The sequence below is a fragment of the Streptomyces sp. NPDC050549 genome (genome assembly GCF_040655035.1).
Taxonomy (GTDB): Bacteria; Actinomycetota; Actinomycetes; order Streptomycetales; family Streptomycetaceae; genus Streptomyces.
This window is the reverse complement of sequence record NZ_JBFAJD010000023.1, coordinates 1-13414: the sequence shown is the minus strand read 5'-3', so window position 1 is coordinate 13414 and position 13414 is coordinate 1. Positions and strand designations below refer to the sequence as shown.

The window sequence follows — 13414 nt, the reverse complement described above, 5'->3', positions numbered from 1 at the left end:
CGGACATTGGATGCGGCGGGTACTGGTCGAATCGAACGGGCGACAGAACGAGGACTGGGTGTGCTCTTGGTGTTATGCAGTAGCCACTGTTGGTTCTGGTCCGCAAGAGATGTCACGACCGATGTATTTGCCCATGGACCTGCGGTGGGAACGTGCAGTCGCAGAAGGATTTCCGCTTGACGTGTCTCACGCGTACGGGTATTTCGGCATGACCCTTTGTGGCATCCGCCGAGACGGCATGTCTTCTTCGCTGTACCCGTGGGTTCCGCGATGGGACAATGCGTGCCAAGCCTGCAAGGATGCTACAGCCGCCATTGACCGGCGCTGGCCATTGGAGATGCGGGGCGAGAATCCGATGCGCGTTACGCCTCTATCTGGTTCGGATTGGCCGCCTTTCTAGTATGGGCGTGTGGATTTCTGCAGGCGTCCTTGTCGATCGTATTGCGAGGATTCACATCGAAGCGGTTTGGGTGAAATCTTTCGACCGAGGCGGTGACAGCTGTAGGTGCTTCGGTGAAACGAAGCTGGTGTCTCGACCGTTGAGGTAAGGGTGGCATCGTGGTGAATCTTGATCCGATCATCTTGGCCATGGTCAGTTGTGTCGAGATGCTCGACGCGGCTGAATCCGATGAGGTGGATCCGAGCTTTGCCGTGAAGGTTCAACAGGTAATGGGAGAACATCTACGGGAGATTCCCCAATCGGATGAGCCGGAGCTGTGTGCGATGCTGTTGCGTATCGCGGAAAACGTCTCGAAAGGTGAGCCGGCGATTGCCGAACACCTGAGGCGGTGGGCTGGAAATCTCGGGGAGTCATAAAATCGACTCCTTCCGAGCGGGGGTGTTTCGCAGTGGTAATCCACTTGCTCGGAATATGTGGATCAGCTCGAAGTCGACTGTGGTGGACGAAGGACAGTTCGAGATGACCTGCCATGCCTGATCGGCCGCACCGGGGTGGGATGGCTCCCGGTGCGGGCCGGGTCGGGATGTGCGTCAGGTCCGGGAGAGAGCCTTCGTGCCCGAGAGGAGCGGGATGAGGGTGAAGTTGCCGTCGCCTGTGCCACAGGTCGGGGTGGTGTCGGCCGTGTTGGAGACCTTGGTGCCGGTGGCGGAACGGCCGTCGCGGGTCGTGGGGACCACCGTGGTGAAGTGGTCGTTGAAGGGGCTTTGGCCGTAGTAGTAGACGCACTGCTGGAGGTTGACGTAACGCCCGGCGCTGAGATCGAGGGCCTTGACGTCGGACAGCAGGGGGATGAGGTGGTACTGGCCTTGTCCCGGGCCACAGTTGGGGGTTGTGTCGGGGGTGTTGGACACGTTCGAGTGCGCGGCGAACTCGGGGGCCCCGACGTTTGCGACCGTTGTGATGTGGTCGTGCTGGGCGTCGGAGTAGTAGACGCACTGGTGCAGGTTCAGATAGCGGCCGGCGCTGAGGTCGAGCGATTGGACGCCTGCCCACGTGGACGACGGTTTGAAGTTTCCGTCACCGGCGCCGCAGGAGCGGCTCGTCTCGGCGGTGTTGGAGGCGTTCGTGCGGTCGTGAAGCGGCCATCGCGGTTCGGTACCACGGTGGTGAAGTAGTCGACGACTTGGGAAGCCATGTATACGCACTGGTGCAGATTCAGGTAGCGGCCGGCCTGCGGAGCCTGGGCGTCGGCGCTGGCCGTCGAGGTCGGTGACACGAAGAGTGCGGTGGCAGCGGCTGCGGCGGCGACCCATGTCCTGACCCGTCCCTTGTGGCGCACAGGTGTCCCCTTTCTGGGGTTCGAGCTGGGGGTTGGGCGATCTTGCGCGGGGCCAGCTCAGCACGTGTGCACGGGTGTCGACCGCGTGTCCTGTCGCCAATCCACTTGAAGGTGTGGGTTGCGGTTTCGATTCTTTGATAGCTGGAGCTGCTGTTTTCCGGGGGACGAGTGGAGTGTTCGTCGGCTGCCGGCGGCCTGCCCTGACGGGCCGGCGTGTTGGCGAACCCGCTCCCGCGAGGACGGTCCCCAGGTCGAACAAGGCTTCAAGCGCGCGGAGCACGACGGCGGAGACTGCAGCGCGCGTTCGCGGCCTCGGCGGTCGAGGGCATGGCGACCAGCGCGCGGGTCAGGCGACCGACGCTCGGAAGGGATCGGTGGGGATGATCTGTGCCTCGTCAAAGAGCTGTTCCAGCGCCTCGTGCCCGTGATGTCGGCGGAACTCGATCTCGGCTGTGGTCACCGGCAGCGTCCACAGGATGCGGGCGTCTCCGCCGGGCAGGGGGCAGTGTTCGAGGTCGGGGCCGTGGAGGTACGGCAGGCTGATCAGAAGGTGGTCGCAGGTCGAACCCGGTACCCACGGTTCGCCGATCGGCATGCTGTGTTCCAGGGCGAGTCGATGCCCTCCGCAGTGGTAGAAGGCAATCATCGCCATGAGTTCGATGAACCGTTCGTCGCGGACGTGCGCCGTCATGACGAACTCGAGTCCGTGACCGCGCTCCTCCAACGATGCCCAGCATCCGGCGGTCACATAGGCCCAGTTGTCGCTGCGGGGGCCGGGCTCCACAACGAGAACTCGTAGATCGGGTACTGCCTCTCGCCGTTCCGGGCCGAGGTCGTAGTTGACGACCTCCACCGCGTGCCCCGTGAAGAATGCCCGTACGTGTGACTCAACGGCATCCGCGGCCAGTAGTCTCGCATCACTCACCACGTGATCATTCCAGACCGTGGTCGACCGACCTCGACCGCTCGTGGAGTTGTAGGCCTTGATCGTGTCTGACTCGCAACGGGGCATCCCTTGGCTCCAGTTGGCTGAGGCATAGAAGTGTGACACTCGATGGAGAAGTGTCACGCTTTTGCAGGGTGGGTCCCTTCTGGGGCACTGGCGAAGAGCCGCACTGATCAAGTTCGACGACGGCCGACAGCGACTGGCGAAGTGGCGTCACCCGGCTCGCGATCGTCCGCCGCGTCACACAACCTGGCACCCGGGCCGGGTACCTACTGGTAGCTGGTGGAGCGGAGTTCGCGACTCTGGCCGCTCTGCTGCGAAAGGTCGCGCGTAGAGGCCGCGTGGTGCTGATATCGATAGGTGTGGCCACACACCGTCACATGGATTCGTCCGCGGAGGCGGTGATGATGGGCTCGGGGCCGGTGTGCAGGAGATCAAGCACGAAGGTCACAGCCTCTTCGGCGGTCTCGACTTCGCCGATCACGGCGAAAGGACTGCGTTGGCGAACCTTGAACCATCCGTTGTGCAGGGGCTCGATCGATCCGGCCTGCACAGTCCAGGGGTAGCAGGTGGAGTTTCTGAAGAGCAGGGCGAAGTGGCTGGTGAACGGGTACAGCCGTCGGAGTCGTGGTTCAGCGGCGGCAGCCTCCAGCAGCGGAACGATGTCTGGATATGGACGCCCAGGCATACGGACCTGATGCACCGCATGCCTCCACTGCCAGCTGAGTCGTAGGGACTACCAACGAGCCTCGACAACCCGCAGTGTCGCGGCTGTTGCCTGAAACCGGTGCTCTGACCATGAAGACCATGGCCGGGTGAGGATGCGTATCCGGAGGAGTCGGAACGAGGCTCGGCCATGCATGGCCCGCTTGAGCGTCTTCACGCGGTTTACGAGTCCTTCGATGACTCCTGAACTCCAGGGCTAGGTCAGGCTGGCAGTCGCTGCGCCGAGGTCCTGGTAGAGGAAGCCGGCGAAGCCTTTCGTGGGCTTCGGCGAGTCCTGCTCGGCCTGCCGGATCCACTCCAGTGCGAGTAATAGTCAAGACTCGTGGATGAACTGAAAGGCTTGAGTCGTTTCCCGGACTGCGTGATGTTGGTCCGGGTTGTGCTGGAACCGAGTGTTTTCCGGCTCAGTAAGTGACCGGTTCCACGTGAACGGGCTCAGCTCCCCCCAGGTAGAGCATCCACCCCGCGTCCTCCATGTCCACGTTCATCCTCTCCGGCGGGACGACATAGATTGTTGCGGTGGGCGCCGGAGCCCAGCCGAGGTTGTGTGGAGGGTCGTACGCCTCGTAGTGCCCCACGTAGAGTCGGGTCGACGGGATGGATACGGTACAAAAGCCTCCGGCGTGGAGGACGGAACCTACCGGTTCGAGATGATATGGACTCCATTCCTGCTGGGAATCACCGTGCGGGAGGGCGACTTGCCCGTTCCATCGGAAATTCGAGGAACTATCGATCGTTCCCCACGGCCATTCCAGAGTGATGTAGCGATCCACCTCGACCACCCGAGCGGTTGCCAGCTCACAGGAGACGATCACTTCGTCGCCTATCCGAGGAACCATGTCTGATTACCTTGTTTCGGTCACGGGATGGAGAGGAATGGTCGAGACCTGTCGACTGGACAGCTCACTCGCAGTGAGGGGAGAAGGCCAGATTCTGGACCTCATTCCCTCGCTCAAGCGGCCTGCTCCTGGCGCTCGACCAGGACCTCATTCTCAATCCTGGCACCAGGACGGACCAGGGGCGCCAGGTGTGCTCCGGTGATCGCCCCACCTTGGTGCGCAGCTTGACCGTGGAGAACGTGGACTCAATGGGGTTGGTGGTTCCCAGGTGGATCTGGTGCTCGGCGGGGAAGCCCTGGAGCGAGCAGTTTCTCGGCGTCGTTGGTGATCTTCGCGACGGCCTTGGGCCACTCCAGCCACTCGGGATCGTCGAGTTCGCGCAACAAGGCCACCGGGTCCTCTTTGTGCTCCCGTCACGCGCAGATCCTGGCGGATCGGCAGCAGACCTGGCCAGCCGCCCGTCAGCACTCGTTCAACTTCAATGGTCCCAGTCGACTTGGCGGTGATCGAGCCTGAACGACTCCTCCACGCCTGCCCGGTCCTCCACCCATTCGCCGACACAGTTGATCTGCATGCCGGGGTCGTCGGCGACGCGAATCATCACTCCCGCCGATTCCGTGTGCTCGGCAGCGGGCTCGTCGAGGGCGTCCATTCCGTCGACCCGGATGTAGCGTCCTGTGTCTTTGCCGGAGGTGATGCGTCCTACGACCCCGAAGCGGCGGGTGGCGTCCTTGTGCGTGGCGATGATCTGCGAGCGGTCCTGCACTGCTGTCACTCGTAGTTCGTTCGGTGTGCCGGTGAAGGTGAGTTCGACCGGGGAGTGGCGGCCGAACAGTTCGATTACACCCTTGATGTTTTGTGCCGGGGCGTCGATCTCTGTGACCGTCGCACGAAGTGTTGCGAACGGGCCGTCAGTGACGGTAGCAGCGGCACCGACGGCGATATCTGGGTTCGGCACGGTGGCGCCGCTCCTAGCTCTCAGCTCGCGCGCATCGCGGTGTGCGAGTGGGTCATGTCTGCCTTGGCCGTCTCTATGAACGTGGCGAAGGTTCCTGCGGCGAACGTGAGCATGGCGCTGGCTGGCACCTTCGAGTCGCGTACGGACACGTGTGTATGGGTGGGGGAGTTCGCGATCTCCACGCACTCGTTGCCGTCACCCGCGCCCGAGTGGGACGACTTCCGCCAGTTGTCCGTAGGGGTGCCTCTCAGCTCCTGAGTCAGTGCGCGGACGAAGTCATGTGATCGTTCGGGTTCGAGTGACGCGCCCCTACACAGTGTCCGTCTTGAGAGTCTCGATGAAAGCGTAGAAGGCATCGCAGGGGAAGGTGAGTATGGCCCGGGCCGGCGCCTTGGAGTCGCGTACCAACACGTGTGTGTACGTGGGAGAGTTCGCGATCTCCACGCACTCGTTGCCGTCTCCCTCGCCCGAGTAGGACGACTTCCGCCAGTTGTCCATGGAGTGCCCTACAGCTCCTTCGCCAGATTGTGGATGAACTCGCGTGACTGCGCGGGTTCGAGTGATGAGGCCTCCACCATACGGAACCGCGTTCGGTAGGTGCTGAGCTGAGCCTCGGAATCGATGAGCAATGAGCCGTGCGGGGCGTCGCGCAGCACTGTGTCCAGTTTGGGCACGGTGCCGCCCAGGTACGTCATCGTGCTGGAGGCTTTGTCGAAGTCGTCCATGTCGAAGGGGATGACTCGCAAGGTGATGTGGTCCGCTTCGGAAGCCTGTAGAAGTCGGGTGAGTTGAGCCCTCGACGTGGCCCGGTTGCTGACCCTGATCCGAAGTGCCGCCTCGTGGATCACCGCTTCGTACGGAATGGTGCTCCTCTGGCGGGCCAGACGGTGCTGGACACGCGACTCAAGTTCATCGCTGGTGAGTTCGGGGAGTCGGGACGAGAAGACGGCACGGGCGTAGTCCTCTGTCTGCAGGAGGCCCGGTACGTACAGGATCGTCACGTGGTGTTGAAACCGGGCGTGGTGCTCCAGCTCCGACAGGTCCAGGAACGACGTGGGCAGTAGCCCCCGGTACTCCTCCCACCACCCCCGCGTCCGATCGGTGGCCATCTCGACCAGCGCGTCGATGAACTCCTCGTCCGTGCAGGCGTAGTGCGCGGCCAGTTGGCGCAGCCGCTTCTCGCTCACGCCCGACGTGCCGGACTCGATCTGGCTGATCTGGACGGAGTTCACGCCCAGCAGCGCCGCTGCCTCGCGAGCACTCAGGTCCGCCGCCTCGCGGAGTCTGCGCAGTTCGACTGCCAGCCGCATCTGACGTGCGGTCGGTTCGCGCTTGGTCGCCATCGACTGCTCCTCCTCGTTCGGGGGCAGATTACGCGATCGGCTTGCTGTTTCTTAAATCTAAGGTCTACCGTCGGTGATGCAACGCACACGCTGCGGAAGTGCACCACCCCGTCATGCCGTGACGGCCGTGGCAGAGCCACCGCGCGAACTCCCCTTCACCTGAACGGAGTTGACCCATGCCCGAAACCGACACCGAGCCCGAGATCGAACCCATCGCCCCCGCCCCCTGGGAGTACTCCCTCTCCATCCCCAATGACCCCCGAGCCGTCACCGTAAGCCGCCGCACCCTCCGCCTCATCCTCGCCGTTCACGGACTCATCGGCCACGTCGACACCGCCGAACTCCTCGCCGCCGAGCTGGTCTCCAATGCCGTACGGCATACGAAAGGCCCCGCCGACCTGCGCGTCCGGTGGGAGGCGGGGGTGCTGCGGATCGGGGCCTGGGATGCAGATCCCGAACCCCCGCCTCCGTCACGACCGTTGGAGCTGACTACAGACTCCGAGGGTGGACGAGGGCTCGCGCTCGTCCGAGCCTGTGCCGATCTCTGGGGCTGGCAGCCCTCGGCCCGGCACGGCACTCGCGGCAAATACGTCTGGTGTGAGCTCCTCACCGTGTGACCGGCAACGCCCCCACGAACCGCGGCCCGTCCCCCCGGTGCTGCACCGGAAACGTCACCTTCAGCCCCTGCTCCTGCCCCGCCACCGACAGCCTCGTGGTGAACTGCAACCCCAGGAACGCCTTCTTCGAACCGCCCGCCGAGACGTACGGGCGCGGCAGGTTCAGCACCAACTTGCCTGGCTTTCCACCCCTGTTGCCGTCGAAGAACAGCACTCTCTGGTCGGTCAGGAGTATGTACAACGGGCGTGGAGTGACCGTGGCCATCACCGTTCCCGCGCTCAACACCCCCACCACAGCCGCCGTCAGGGCCTGCCTGCGGACGGACACCGAGCCGATGGCGGCCAGGGAAGTGAACTCGACGACTTCGCCCTGGAGGAGCAACGGGGTTGCCGCTTCGAGTAGTTGGCGGTTGCGGCGGGCGTTCAGGGACATGACGGGACTCCTGGGAGACGTAAGTACAGATGTGAGTACAGATGTGAGTACAGAAAGGTGCGGACGCTATGAGCTTCCGATGAACGGGAGTTGGACGGAAGGTAGGGCAAAGGTCAAGTCAAACCCACGCTCACCCCATGTCTGACCTGCGGATTCCCCGCCATCCGCAATGTCACAGGCCTCGCTTAGTATCCGCCGCATGTCATCCGCCCCCGGAGCCGATCCCGGCCCCGACTTCGAACTCGCCTCCGCCTTCCCGGAGGTCACCTGGTTGCGTCAGGCCGCCGCCGCGGCCGACTGGGCCGCGATCCGGCAGTACCACGACAGCCTGCCGCCCGGTACCGACCGGGCCTTCGTCGTCGGGGTGTTGGCCGAGGACGACGGTTTCGAGCACGCGCTGCGGCAGCAACTCGCCGCCGTACCGCACGACGTTCTCGCACTCACCGTGCTCGGGACCAGGCTCATCGAGGCCGGGTGGGAGATACGGACCGGCGCGCGGGCCAAGAACGTCAGCCGCGAGCAGTTCAAGGCGTTCCACGAACACCTGAGGGAGGCGGAGCAACTCCTCATCCGGGCAACGGCTTTGGACCCTTCCTACGACGCCGCCTGGGCCGCCCGTCTCAACACCGCCCGCGGGCTGTCGCTCGGACAGAACGAGAGCCGGCGCCGGTACAACCGGCTCGCCCGCTACCACCCCCACCACTTCACAGGCCAGGCCCGCCTCCTCCAGAAGCTCTGCCCCAAGTGGGGCGGCACCTGGGAGGAGGCCCACGGGTTCGCGCGCGAGTGTCTACTGACCTCTCCCGAAGGCGCGTTGAACGGCGGGCTCGTCGCCGAGGCGCACATCGAGCACTGGCTCGACCTCGGCGCCGACGACAAGCGCACCGAGTACCTCCGGCAGCCCCACGTGCACGCCGAACTCGTTGAGGCCGCCCAACGCTCCGTGTTCCACCCGCAGTTCGCGCGGCCGTACGGCTGGGTCACCGTCCAGGGGAGTTTCGCCGCGCTGTTCTCGCTGATCGGCGACACCGCGCAGGCCGCCGCGCACTTCCGCGCCCTCGGCAACCTCGCCTCCGACTATCCGTGGGATTACCTCGGCAAGCCCGCCGAGCAGTACGTCCAGCACCGCGACACCGCCTTGAGAGGCCGAAGATGAACCCCCAGGACCACCAGGCCTCCCAGGGCGGTCAGTCCGCCAACGCCAACGCCGCGACTATCCACCTCACCGAAGTCGACGGCATACCCACCCTCTTCGCCTACGCCCCCGGCCCGCTCCGTGCCGGTCTCGTCTTCCGCGTCGGCACCGCCGACGAGACCCTCGCCCGGGCCGGCGTCACCCACCTCGTCGAACATCTCGCCCTGTACCGCCACGGCCTCGCCGACTACCACTACAACGGCGCGACCAAGGCCGCCTTCACCCACTTCCACGTGGAGGGCGCCGAACACGAGATCGTCGACTACCTCCACGGCGTCTGCGCCTCCCTCGCCGACCTCCCCATGGAGCGCCTGGAGACGGAGAAGGAGATCCTGCGGACGGAGGAGTCCCGCCGTGAGCCCGGTCAACTCCCGCTGTGGCGCTACGGTGCGCAGGGGTACGGCCTCGTCAGCTACCCCGAGTGGGGGGTCAGGAACCTGCGGCCGGAGGACGTACGGCACTGGACGCAGACCTGGTTCACCGGCGGCAACGCCGTGCTGTGGATCGCCGGCGAGCGGTTCCCCGCCGGACTCACGCTCAAGCTGCCCCCGGGCGCCCGCCACCCCCTCCCCGCCGTCACCTCCGCGCTCCCCACCACACCCGCCCACTTCGCCGACGGCCAGGGCGGAGTCCTGCTCGACGCCGTCGTCACCGACACCACCGCCGCCCGCCTCTACGCCGGTGTCCTGGAACGCGAACTCTCCCGCGCTCTGCGTCAGGAGGACGGCAACTCCTACACCGCCGCCACCGACTACGCCTCCCGCCGCGACGGCCACGCCCTCCTCACCGCCTTCGCGGACTCCCTGCCCGCCAAACAGGACGCGGTGCTCGGGGGCTTCGTCGACGTCCTCGCCGCGCTCCAGGCCGGCCGGGTCGCGCAGGCCGACCTGGACGCCGTACGCACGCGTGCCGACGCGGGACTCACGGCGGCCGACGCGGCCGTACGACGGCTGCCGGGTGCGGCGGAGGACCTGCTCGTCGGACGGCCGCCGCGCGGTCTCGACGAACTGCGGCACGAGTTGTGGTCGGTGACGCCCGGTCATCTGCACGCGGTGGCCCTGGAGGCCGCCGGGACCGCGCTGTTGCAGGTGCCCTCGGGACACAGCGCGAGCTGGGCGGGGTACGCGGAGGCGCCGGTCCGGTCGACGTACGCCGTCACCGGGCGGCGCTTCGAGGCGGTGGCCAAGGACGGGTCCGCGCTGGTGGTCGGGGACGACGGGGTCAGCGTGACCGTGCGCGGGCGCGACGGGAGCGACCTCGCGGTGACCGTGCCGTACCGTTCCTGCGCCGCCGTGCTCAGCTGGCCCGACGGCGGCCGGCGGCTCATCGGCACCGACGGTCTCGCCGTCACCGTAGAACCGGGACTCTACGGAGTCGACGCGCACACGATGGCGGTCCTCGACGCGGCCGTACCGCCGCACGCGCGCGTGCAGTTGCCGCCGCGGCAGAGCGCCCCGCGCGCGGACGCACCCGCACCGGCGCCGACTGCCGAGAGTGGCGGCGCGGCGCCGACCCGGCGCACTGGCGGGCAGACCGCCGCGCTCGTCGTCCTCTTCCTCCTGGGCGGGCTGTTCGCCTTCGTCGCGCTCGCGACGACGGTCTTCGGCCACGACCCCGGCAGCAGCACCGGCGAATGGCTCGGCCTCGCGGGCTTCCTGTGGGCCGTCACCGGACTGATCGTCTGGCCCGCGGTACGGATCCTGCGGCGCACCCGGCGGGCGTGACCCACCGGAGAGCGTGACCTACAGGAGGTCCGGGATCTACCGCAGGTACGGGTTCCCCTGCTGCGGGGGCACCGGCATGCCCATGTACAGCTGCTGCTTCGGGGGCGGGGTGTCGAACATCCCGAACAGCAGCAGTCCTGCGGCCATCAGCATGGTCAGCACGACCGCCAGACCGAGGAACGGGTCGCCGCTGGAGCTGCCGCCGGACGCCGCCCACGGCAGGGTGACGCACTCGTAGAGCACGAAGGACGCGAAGAGGCCCCAGTCCGAACCCCGCCCGCGGCGGATCGCCGCGTACAGGAAGGGCACCCACATCAGGAGGCCGCACGACCCCCAGGCGAGGAACACCCAGGCGATTCGCTGTCCCCAGCCGGCTTCCAGCCGTTTTGCCATGTCAACCCCCCAAGGTCTGGCCAAGGTTATGGCACGGGCGGCTGCCCGGGGGACGAACGGTCATCTGAACCGTCCCGCGACCCGGCGGACGCCCGACACGTCCGCGCACTGGTACGGCGTTTGTCCGATCCGCGTTCCCCGGGACGGGAGTTTTTGCCGTGTCGTGAGGGAATTTTGTGGCGATCGAGAGGATCCGTTTTCCAGGGCAAGGACACCGTCGATTATCGTGCGATTCGCTGGGGTCCCAAGTCCCGCGCGCGCACGGACAGTTCCGTACCAGGGCCGTACGACCGTAGTCCTACGGCGTCGCCGCGCCGGATCCGCGCAGCTTCCGGGGCCCCGAGGGGCCGACAATTTTCCGGTGGACGTCGTACACGTCCGCTTGTCATGAACAGGGGTGGGGTTTTTCGTGTCCGAGCACCGGCAGTCGAAGAAGCGCAGATACATCGCTTGGGGCGTCGCGGGTGCCGCCGTCGTCGCCGGGGGCGGTATCGCCGCGCAGACCTCGATGGCCGCCACCACCTGGCCCGCGCAGAAGACCTACACGGGCCGCGCCTTCGACACCTGCGCCGCGCCCTCCCTGGCCGCGATGAAGGCCTGGCACACGGACGGCTTCTACGGCGGCGCAGCCGTCTACATCGGCGGCAAGAACCGCGGCTGCAGCCAGCCCAACCTCACCGCCTCCTGGGTCAAGTCCCTCAGCACGGTCGGCTGGAAGTTCATCCCGCTCTACGTCGGCTCCCAGCCGTCCTGCGGCTCCGGCGGCTCGGTCAAGATCAGCGCCTCCACCGCCGCTTCCGTCGGCAAGAGCGAGGCGGACGACGCGGTGGCCAAGGCCTCGGCGCTCGGTATGAAGGCCGGCAGCCCGATCTACCTGGACATGGAGTCGTACGACATCACGAACACATCCTGCAACAACGCCGTGCTGACCTACGTGCGCGCCTTCGACAAGGAACTGCACGCCAAGATCTACCGCACCGGCCTCTACGGCTTCTCCAGCTCCAGCGCCAAGGCCATCGCGACCGCGACCGACAAGACGGACCTGCCGGGCAACCTCTGGTACGCGCTGTGGGACAAGGTCAACACGACGACCTCGGACTGGCCGTGGGGCTCCACCCAGTTCACCAACCACAGCCGCGCCCACCAGTACCTGGTCAACAGCAAGGAGACCCACGGCGGTTACACGATCACCGTGGACCGCGACGCCTGGGACGCGCCGGTGGCCATCACCGGCTGAGCGGAAGCACGGAGAACCTGTTGAGCGCCGGGTGCTGAAGGCCTGGTGGCCGAAGGGCGAGGGGTGAGGGCGATGAGGATGTTGAGGGTGCTCAGGGCGTCTGCCGCGCCGGTGCTGCGGACGCCGGCCGTGCGCGCGGGCTTCGCCGCGCTGCCGGTCGTCAGCCTGGGCCTGCTGTGTCCCGTCCCGTCCCTCGTCCTCGCCCTGCGGCGTCGCACCCGCGCCGACTGGCTGGCCTTCGCCGGGTTCACCGCGGTCCTCGCGGCCTGGATCACCGAACTCGCGCTGACGCCGGTCGACACGCACGGCGCGTTGTTCGGCGTGGACCTGGTCCTGATCACGCTGGCCATGGCGGGCGCCTCGGCGCACGCGTGGCGGGCGTGGCCCCGGCGGGCGGGGGACCTGGCGGACCTTGCGGCCACCCGGACAGATGCCTCGGTGGCCGACCGCGCGGAGGGCCTCGCGATCGACCGCGCGGCGGGTGACTCGGTCGTCGATCTCACAGGCGACCCGGTGGTCGAACGGGCCGAGGAGTAGCGGTACATGAGCAAGCAGGTCCGGCAGGTCACGCAGGCGCGTCCGGTCCCGGCGGAGAGACAGGGACGGCTCACGCGCGTGGGGCAGGCCATGATTGCCGGGCTGCGCGCGCTCGGCGGTCGCACCATCGCCATGATCGCGGCGGCGCTCGCCGTCGTCCTCGCGGTGATCGTGACCGGAATCGTCCTCTCCAGGCACGACAGCCGCCCGCCGATCCCCGCCACCCGGGCCCGGCACTACACCGACACCGACGCCTGCCTGCTCACCGACCACCAGGGCATCAACGGCAGCACCGCCGCCACGGTCTGGCGGGGCATGCAGGACGCCTCACTCAGGACGCACACGCGCGTGAGCTACTCCTCGGTGACCGGCGAACAGAGCACCGCGAACGCGCGCCCCTTCCTCAACGCCATGCTCCAGAGCTCCTGCGAGGTCGTCCTCGCGGTGGGCGGCGTCGAGGTGAAGGCGGCGCAGGAGACGACAGGGCGCTACACGAAAGTCGGCTTCGTACTCGTGGGGGGCGGCAGCGGCAGCGCGGACAAGACCGCCACGAACGTGTCCTGGGTACCCACGGGCGACAGTCTCCGCGAGGAAGTCGCCGCGGCCGTGGAACGAGCGGTGGACGCGCGGAACTAGTGCCGCATCAAGCAACGTTGGCCCTGTTGTGATGTGACGCGCCGTGCCGATGCTGTGCCGGGCGGCGCGTGTCCGACACCCTGTCCGAGTG

General features: G+C 66.7%; 14 protein-coding genes and 3 pseudogenes. 7 read left to right on the top strand and 10 right to left on the bottom strand.

Annotation, left to right across the window (positions count from 1 at the left end; translation table 11 throughout):
* The first annotated feature begins 558 nt into the window (after nucleotides 1-558).
* Nucleotides 559-816, top strand: coding sequence for a hypothetical protein (locus AB0I51_RS29300; protein WP_362980169.1), 258 nt, complete (start codon nucleotides 559-561; stop codon nucleotides 814-816).
* Nucleotides 817-990: 174 nt separating this feature from the next.
* Here AB0I51_RS29300 and AB0I51_RS29295 read toward each other — a convergent pair whose 3' ends face one another.
* From AB0I51_RS29295 to AB0I51_RS29260, 8 genes and pseudogenes are all read right to left on the bottom strand, one after another.
* Complete coding sequence (locus AB0I51_RS29295) at nucleotides 991-1605, bottom strand: hypothetical protein (protein WP_362980167.1); 615 nt, start codon at nucleotides 1603-1605, stop codon at nucleotides 991-993.
* A gap of 480 nt (nucleotides 1606-2085) precedes the next feature.
* Nucleotides 2086-2664 (bottom strand): suppressor of fused domain protein, encoded by a 579-nt coding sequence (locus AB0I51_RS29290; RefSeq protein ID WP_362980165.1) that lies wholly within the window; start codon nucleotides 2662-2664, stop codon nucleotides 2086-2088.
* A gap of 397 nt (nucleotides 2665-3061) precedes the next feature.
* Nucleotides 3062-3391: pseudogene (locus AB0I51_RS29285) on the bottom strand (DUF6193 family natural product biosynthesis protein); the annotation flags it as partial.
* A 1067-nt stretch (nucleotides 3392-4458) separates the two neighbouring features.
* Nucleotides 4459-4603 (bottom strand): annotated as a pseudogene (locus AB0I51_RS29280) (IS256 family transposase); the annotation flags it as partial.
* A 446-nt stretch (nucleotides 4604-5049) separates the two neighbouring features.
* A pseudogene (locus AB0I51_RS29275) lies at nucleotides 5050-5187 on the bottom strand (transcription termination/antitermination protein NusG); the annotation flags it as partial.
* Between the two features lie 41 nt (nucleotides 5188-5228).
* On the bottom strand, nucleotides 5229-5459 hold the full coding sequence (locus tag AB0I51_RS29270; protein ID WP_362980376.1) for a DUF397 domain-containing protein: 231 nt from the start codon (nucleotides 5457-5459) through the stop codon (nucleotides 5229-5231).
* A gap of 58 nt (nucleotides 5460-5517) precedes the next feature.
* A complete protein-coding gene (locus AB0I51_RS29265) occupies nucleotides 5518-5706 on the bottom strand; it encodes a DUF397 domain-containing protein (protein WP_362980163.1) in 189 nt (62 codons plus the stop codon).
* An 8-nt stretch (nucleotides 5707-5714) separates the two neighbouring features.
* Nucleotides 5715-6551: a helix-turn-helix transcriptional regulator gene (locus AB0I51_RS29260; protein ID WP_362980161.1), complete on the bottom strand. Its 837-nt coding sequence runs from the start codon at nucleotides 6549-6551 to the stop codon at nucleotides 5715-5717.
* 176 nt (nucleotides 6552-6727) lie between these two features.
* Here AB0I51_RS29260 and AB0I51_RS29255 point away from each other — a divergent pair, with 176 nt between their 5' ends.
* Complete coding sequence (locus AB0I51_RS29255; RefSeq protein ID WP_362980159.1) at nucleotides 6728-7168, top strand: ATP-binding protein; 441 nt, start codon at nucleotides 6728-6730, stop codon at nucleotides 7166-7168.
* Here AB0I51_RS29255 and AB0I51_RS29250 read toward each other — a convergent pair.
* Nucleotides 7158-7601: a hypothetical protein gene (locus tag AB0I51_RS29250; protein WP_362980157.1), complete on the bottom strand. Its 444-nt coding sequence runs from the start codon at nucleotides 7599-7601 to the stop codon at nucleotides 7158-7160. The genes AB0I51_RS29255 and AB0I51_RS29250 overlap by 11 nt on opposite strands.
* A 199-nt stretch (nucleotides 7602-7800) precedes the next feature.
* Between AB0I51_RS29250 and AB0I51_RS29245 the strand changes: the two genes are divergently transcribed.
* Nucleotides 7801-8757 carry a hypothetical protein gene (locus AB0I51_RS29245; RefSeq protein WP_362980155.1) on the top strand — a complete coding sequence of 319 codons (957 nt, stop codon included), beginning with the start codon at nucleotides 7801-7803 and terminating at the stop codon, nucleotides 8755-8757.
* Nucleotides 8754-10520, top strand: coding sequence for an insulinase family protein (locus AB0I51_RS29240; protein ID WP_362980153.1), 1767 nt, complete (start codon nucleotides 8754-8756; stop codon nucleotides 10518-10520). The genes AB0I51_RS29245 and AB0I51_RS29240 overlap by 4 nt, the downstream gene beginning before the upstream one ends.
* Before the next feature lie 36 nt (nucleotides 10521-10556).
* Here the strand turns inward: AB0I51_RS29240 and AB0I51_RS29235 are convergent, their stop codons facing one another.
* Nucleotides 10557-10913, bottom strand: a complete 357-nt coding sequence (locus tag AB0I51_RS29235; RefSeq protein WP_362980151.1) for a hypothetical protein — start codon at nucleotides 10911-10913, stop codon at nucleotides 10557-10559.
* A gap of 409 nt (nucleotides 10914-11322) precedes the next feature.
* Here AB0I51_RS29235 and AB0I51_RS29230 point away from each other — a divergent pair, with 409 nt between their 5' ends.
* From AB0I51_RS29230 to AB0I51_RS29220, 3 genes are all read left to right on the top strand, one after another.
* Nucleotides 11323-12150, top strand: coding sequence for a glycoside hydrolase domain-containing protein (locus AB0I51_RS29230; RefSeq protein ID WP_362980149.1), 828 nt, complete (start codon nucleotides 11323-11325; stop codon nucleotides 12148-12150).
* Between the two features lie 78 nt (nucleotides 12151-12228).
* Nucleotides 12229-12687 carry a hypothetical protein gene (locus AB0I51_RS29225; protein ID WP_362980374.1) on the top strand — a complete coding sequence of 153 codons (459 nt, stop codon included), beginning with the start codon at nucleotides 12229-12231 and terminating at the stop codon, nucleotides 12685-12687.
* A 6-nt stretch (nucleotides 12688-12693) separates the two neighbouring features.
* Nucleotides 12694-13323 (top strand): hypothetical protein, encoded by a 630-nt coding sequence (locus AB0I51_RS29220; RefSeq protein ID WP_362980147.1) that lies wholly within the window; start codon nucleotides 12694-12696, stop codon nucleotides 13321-13323.
* Nucleotides 13324-13414: the final 91 nt, after the last annotated feature.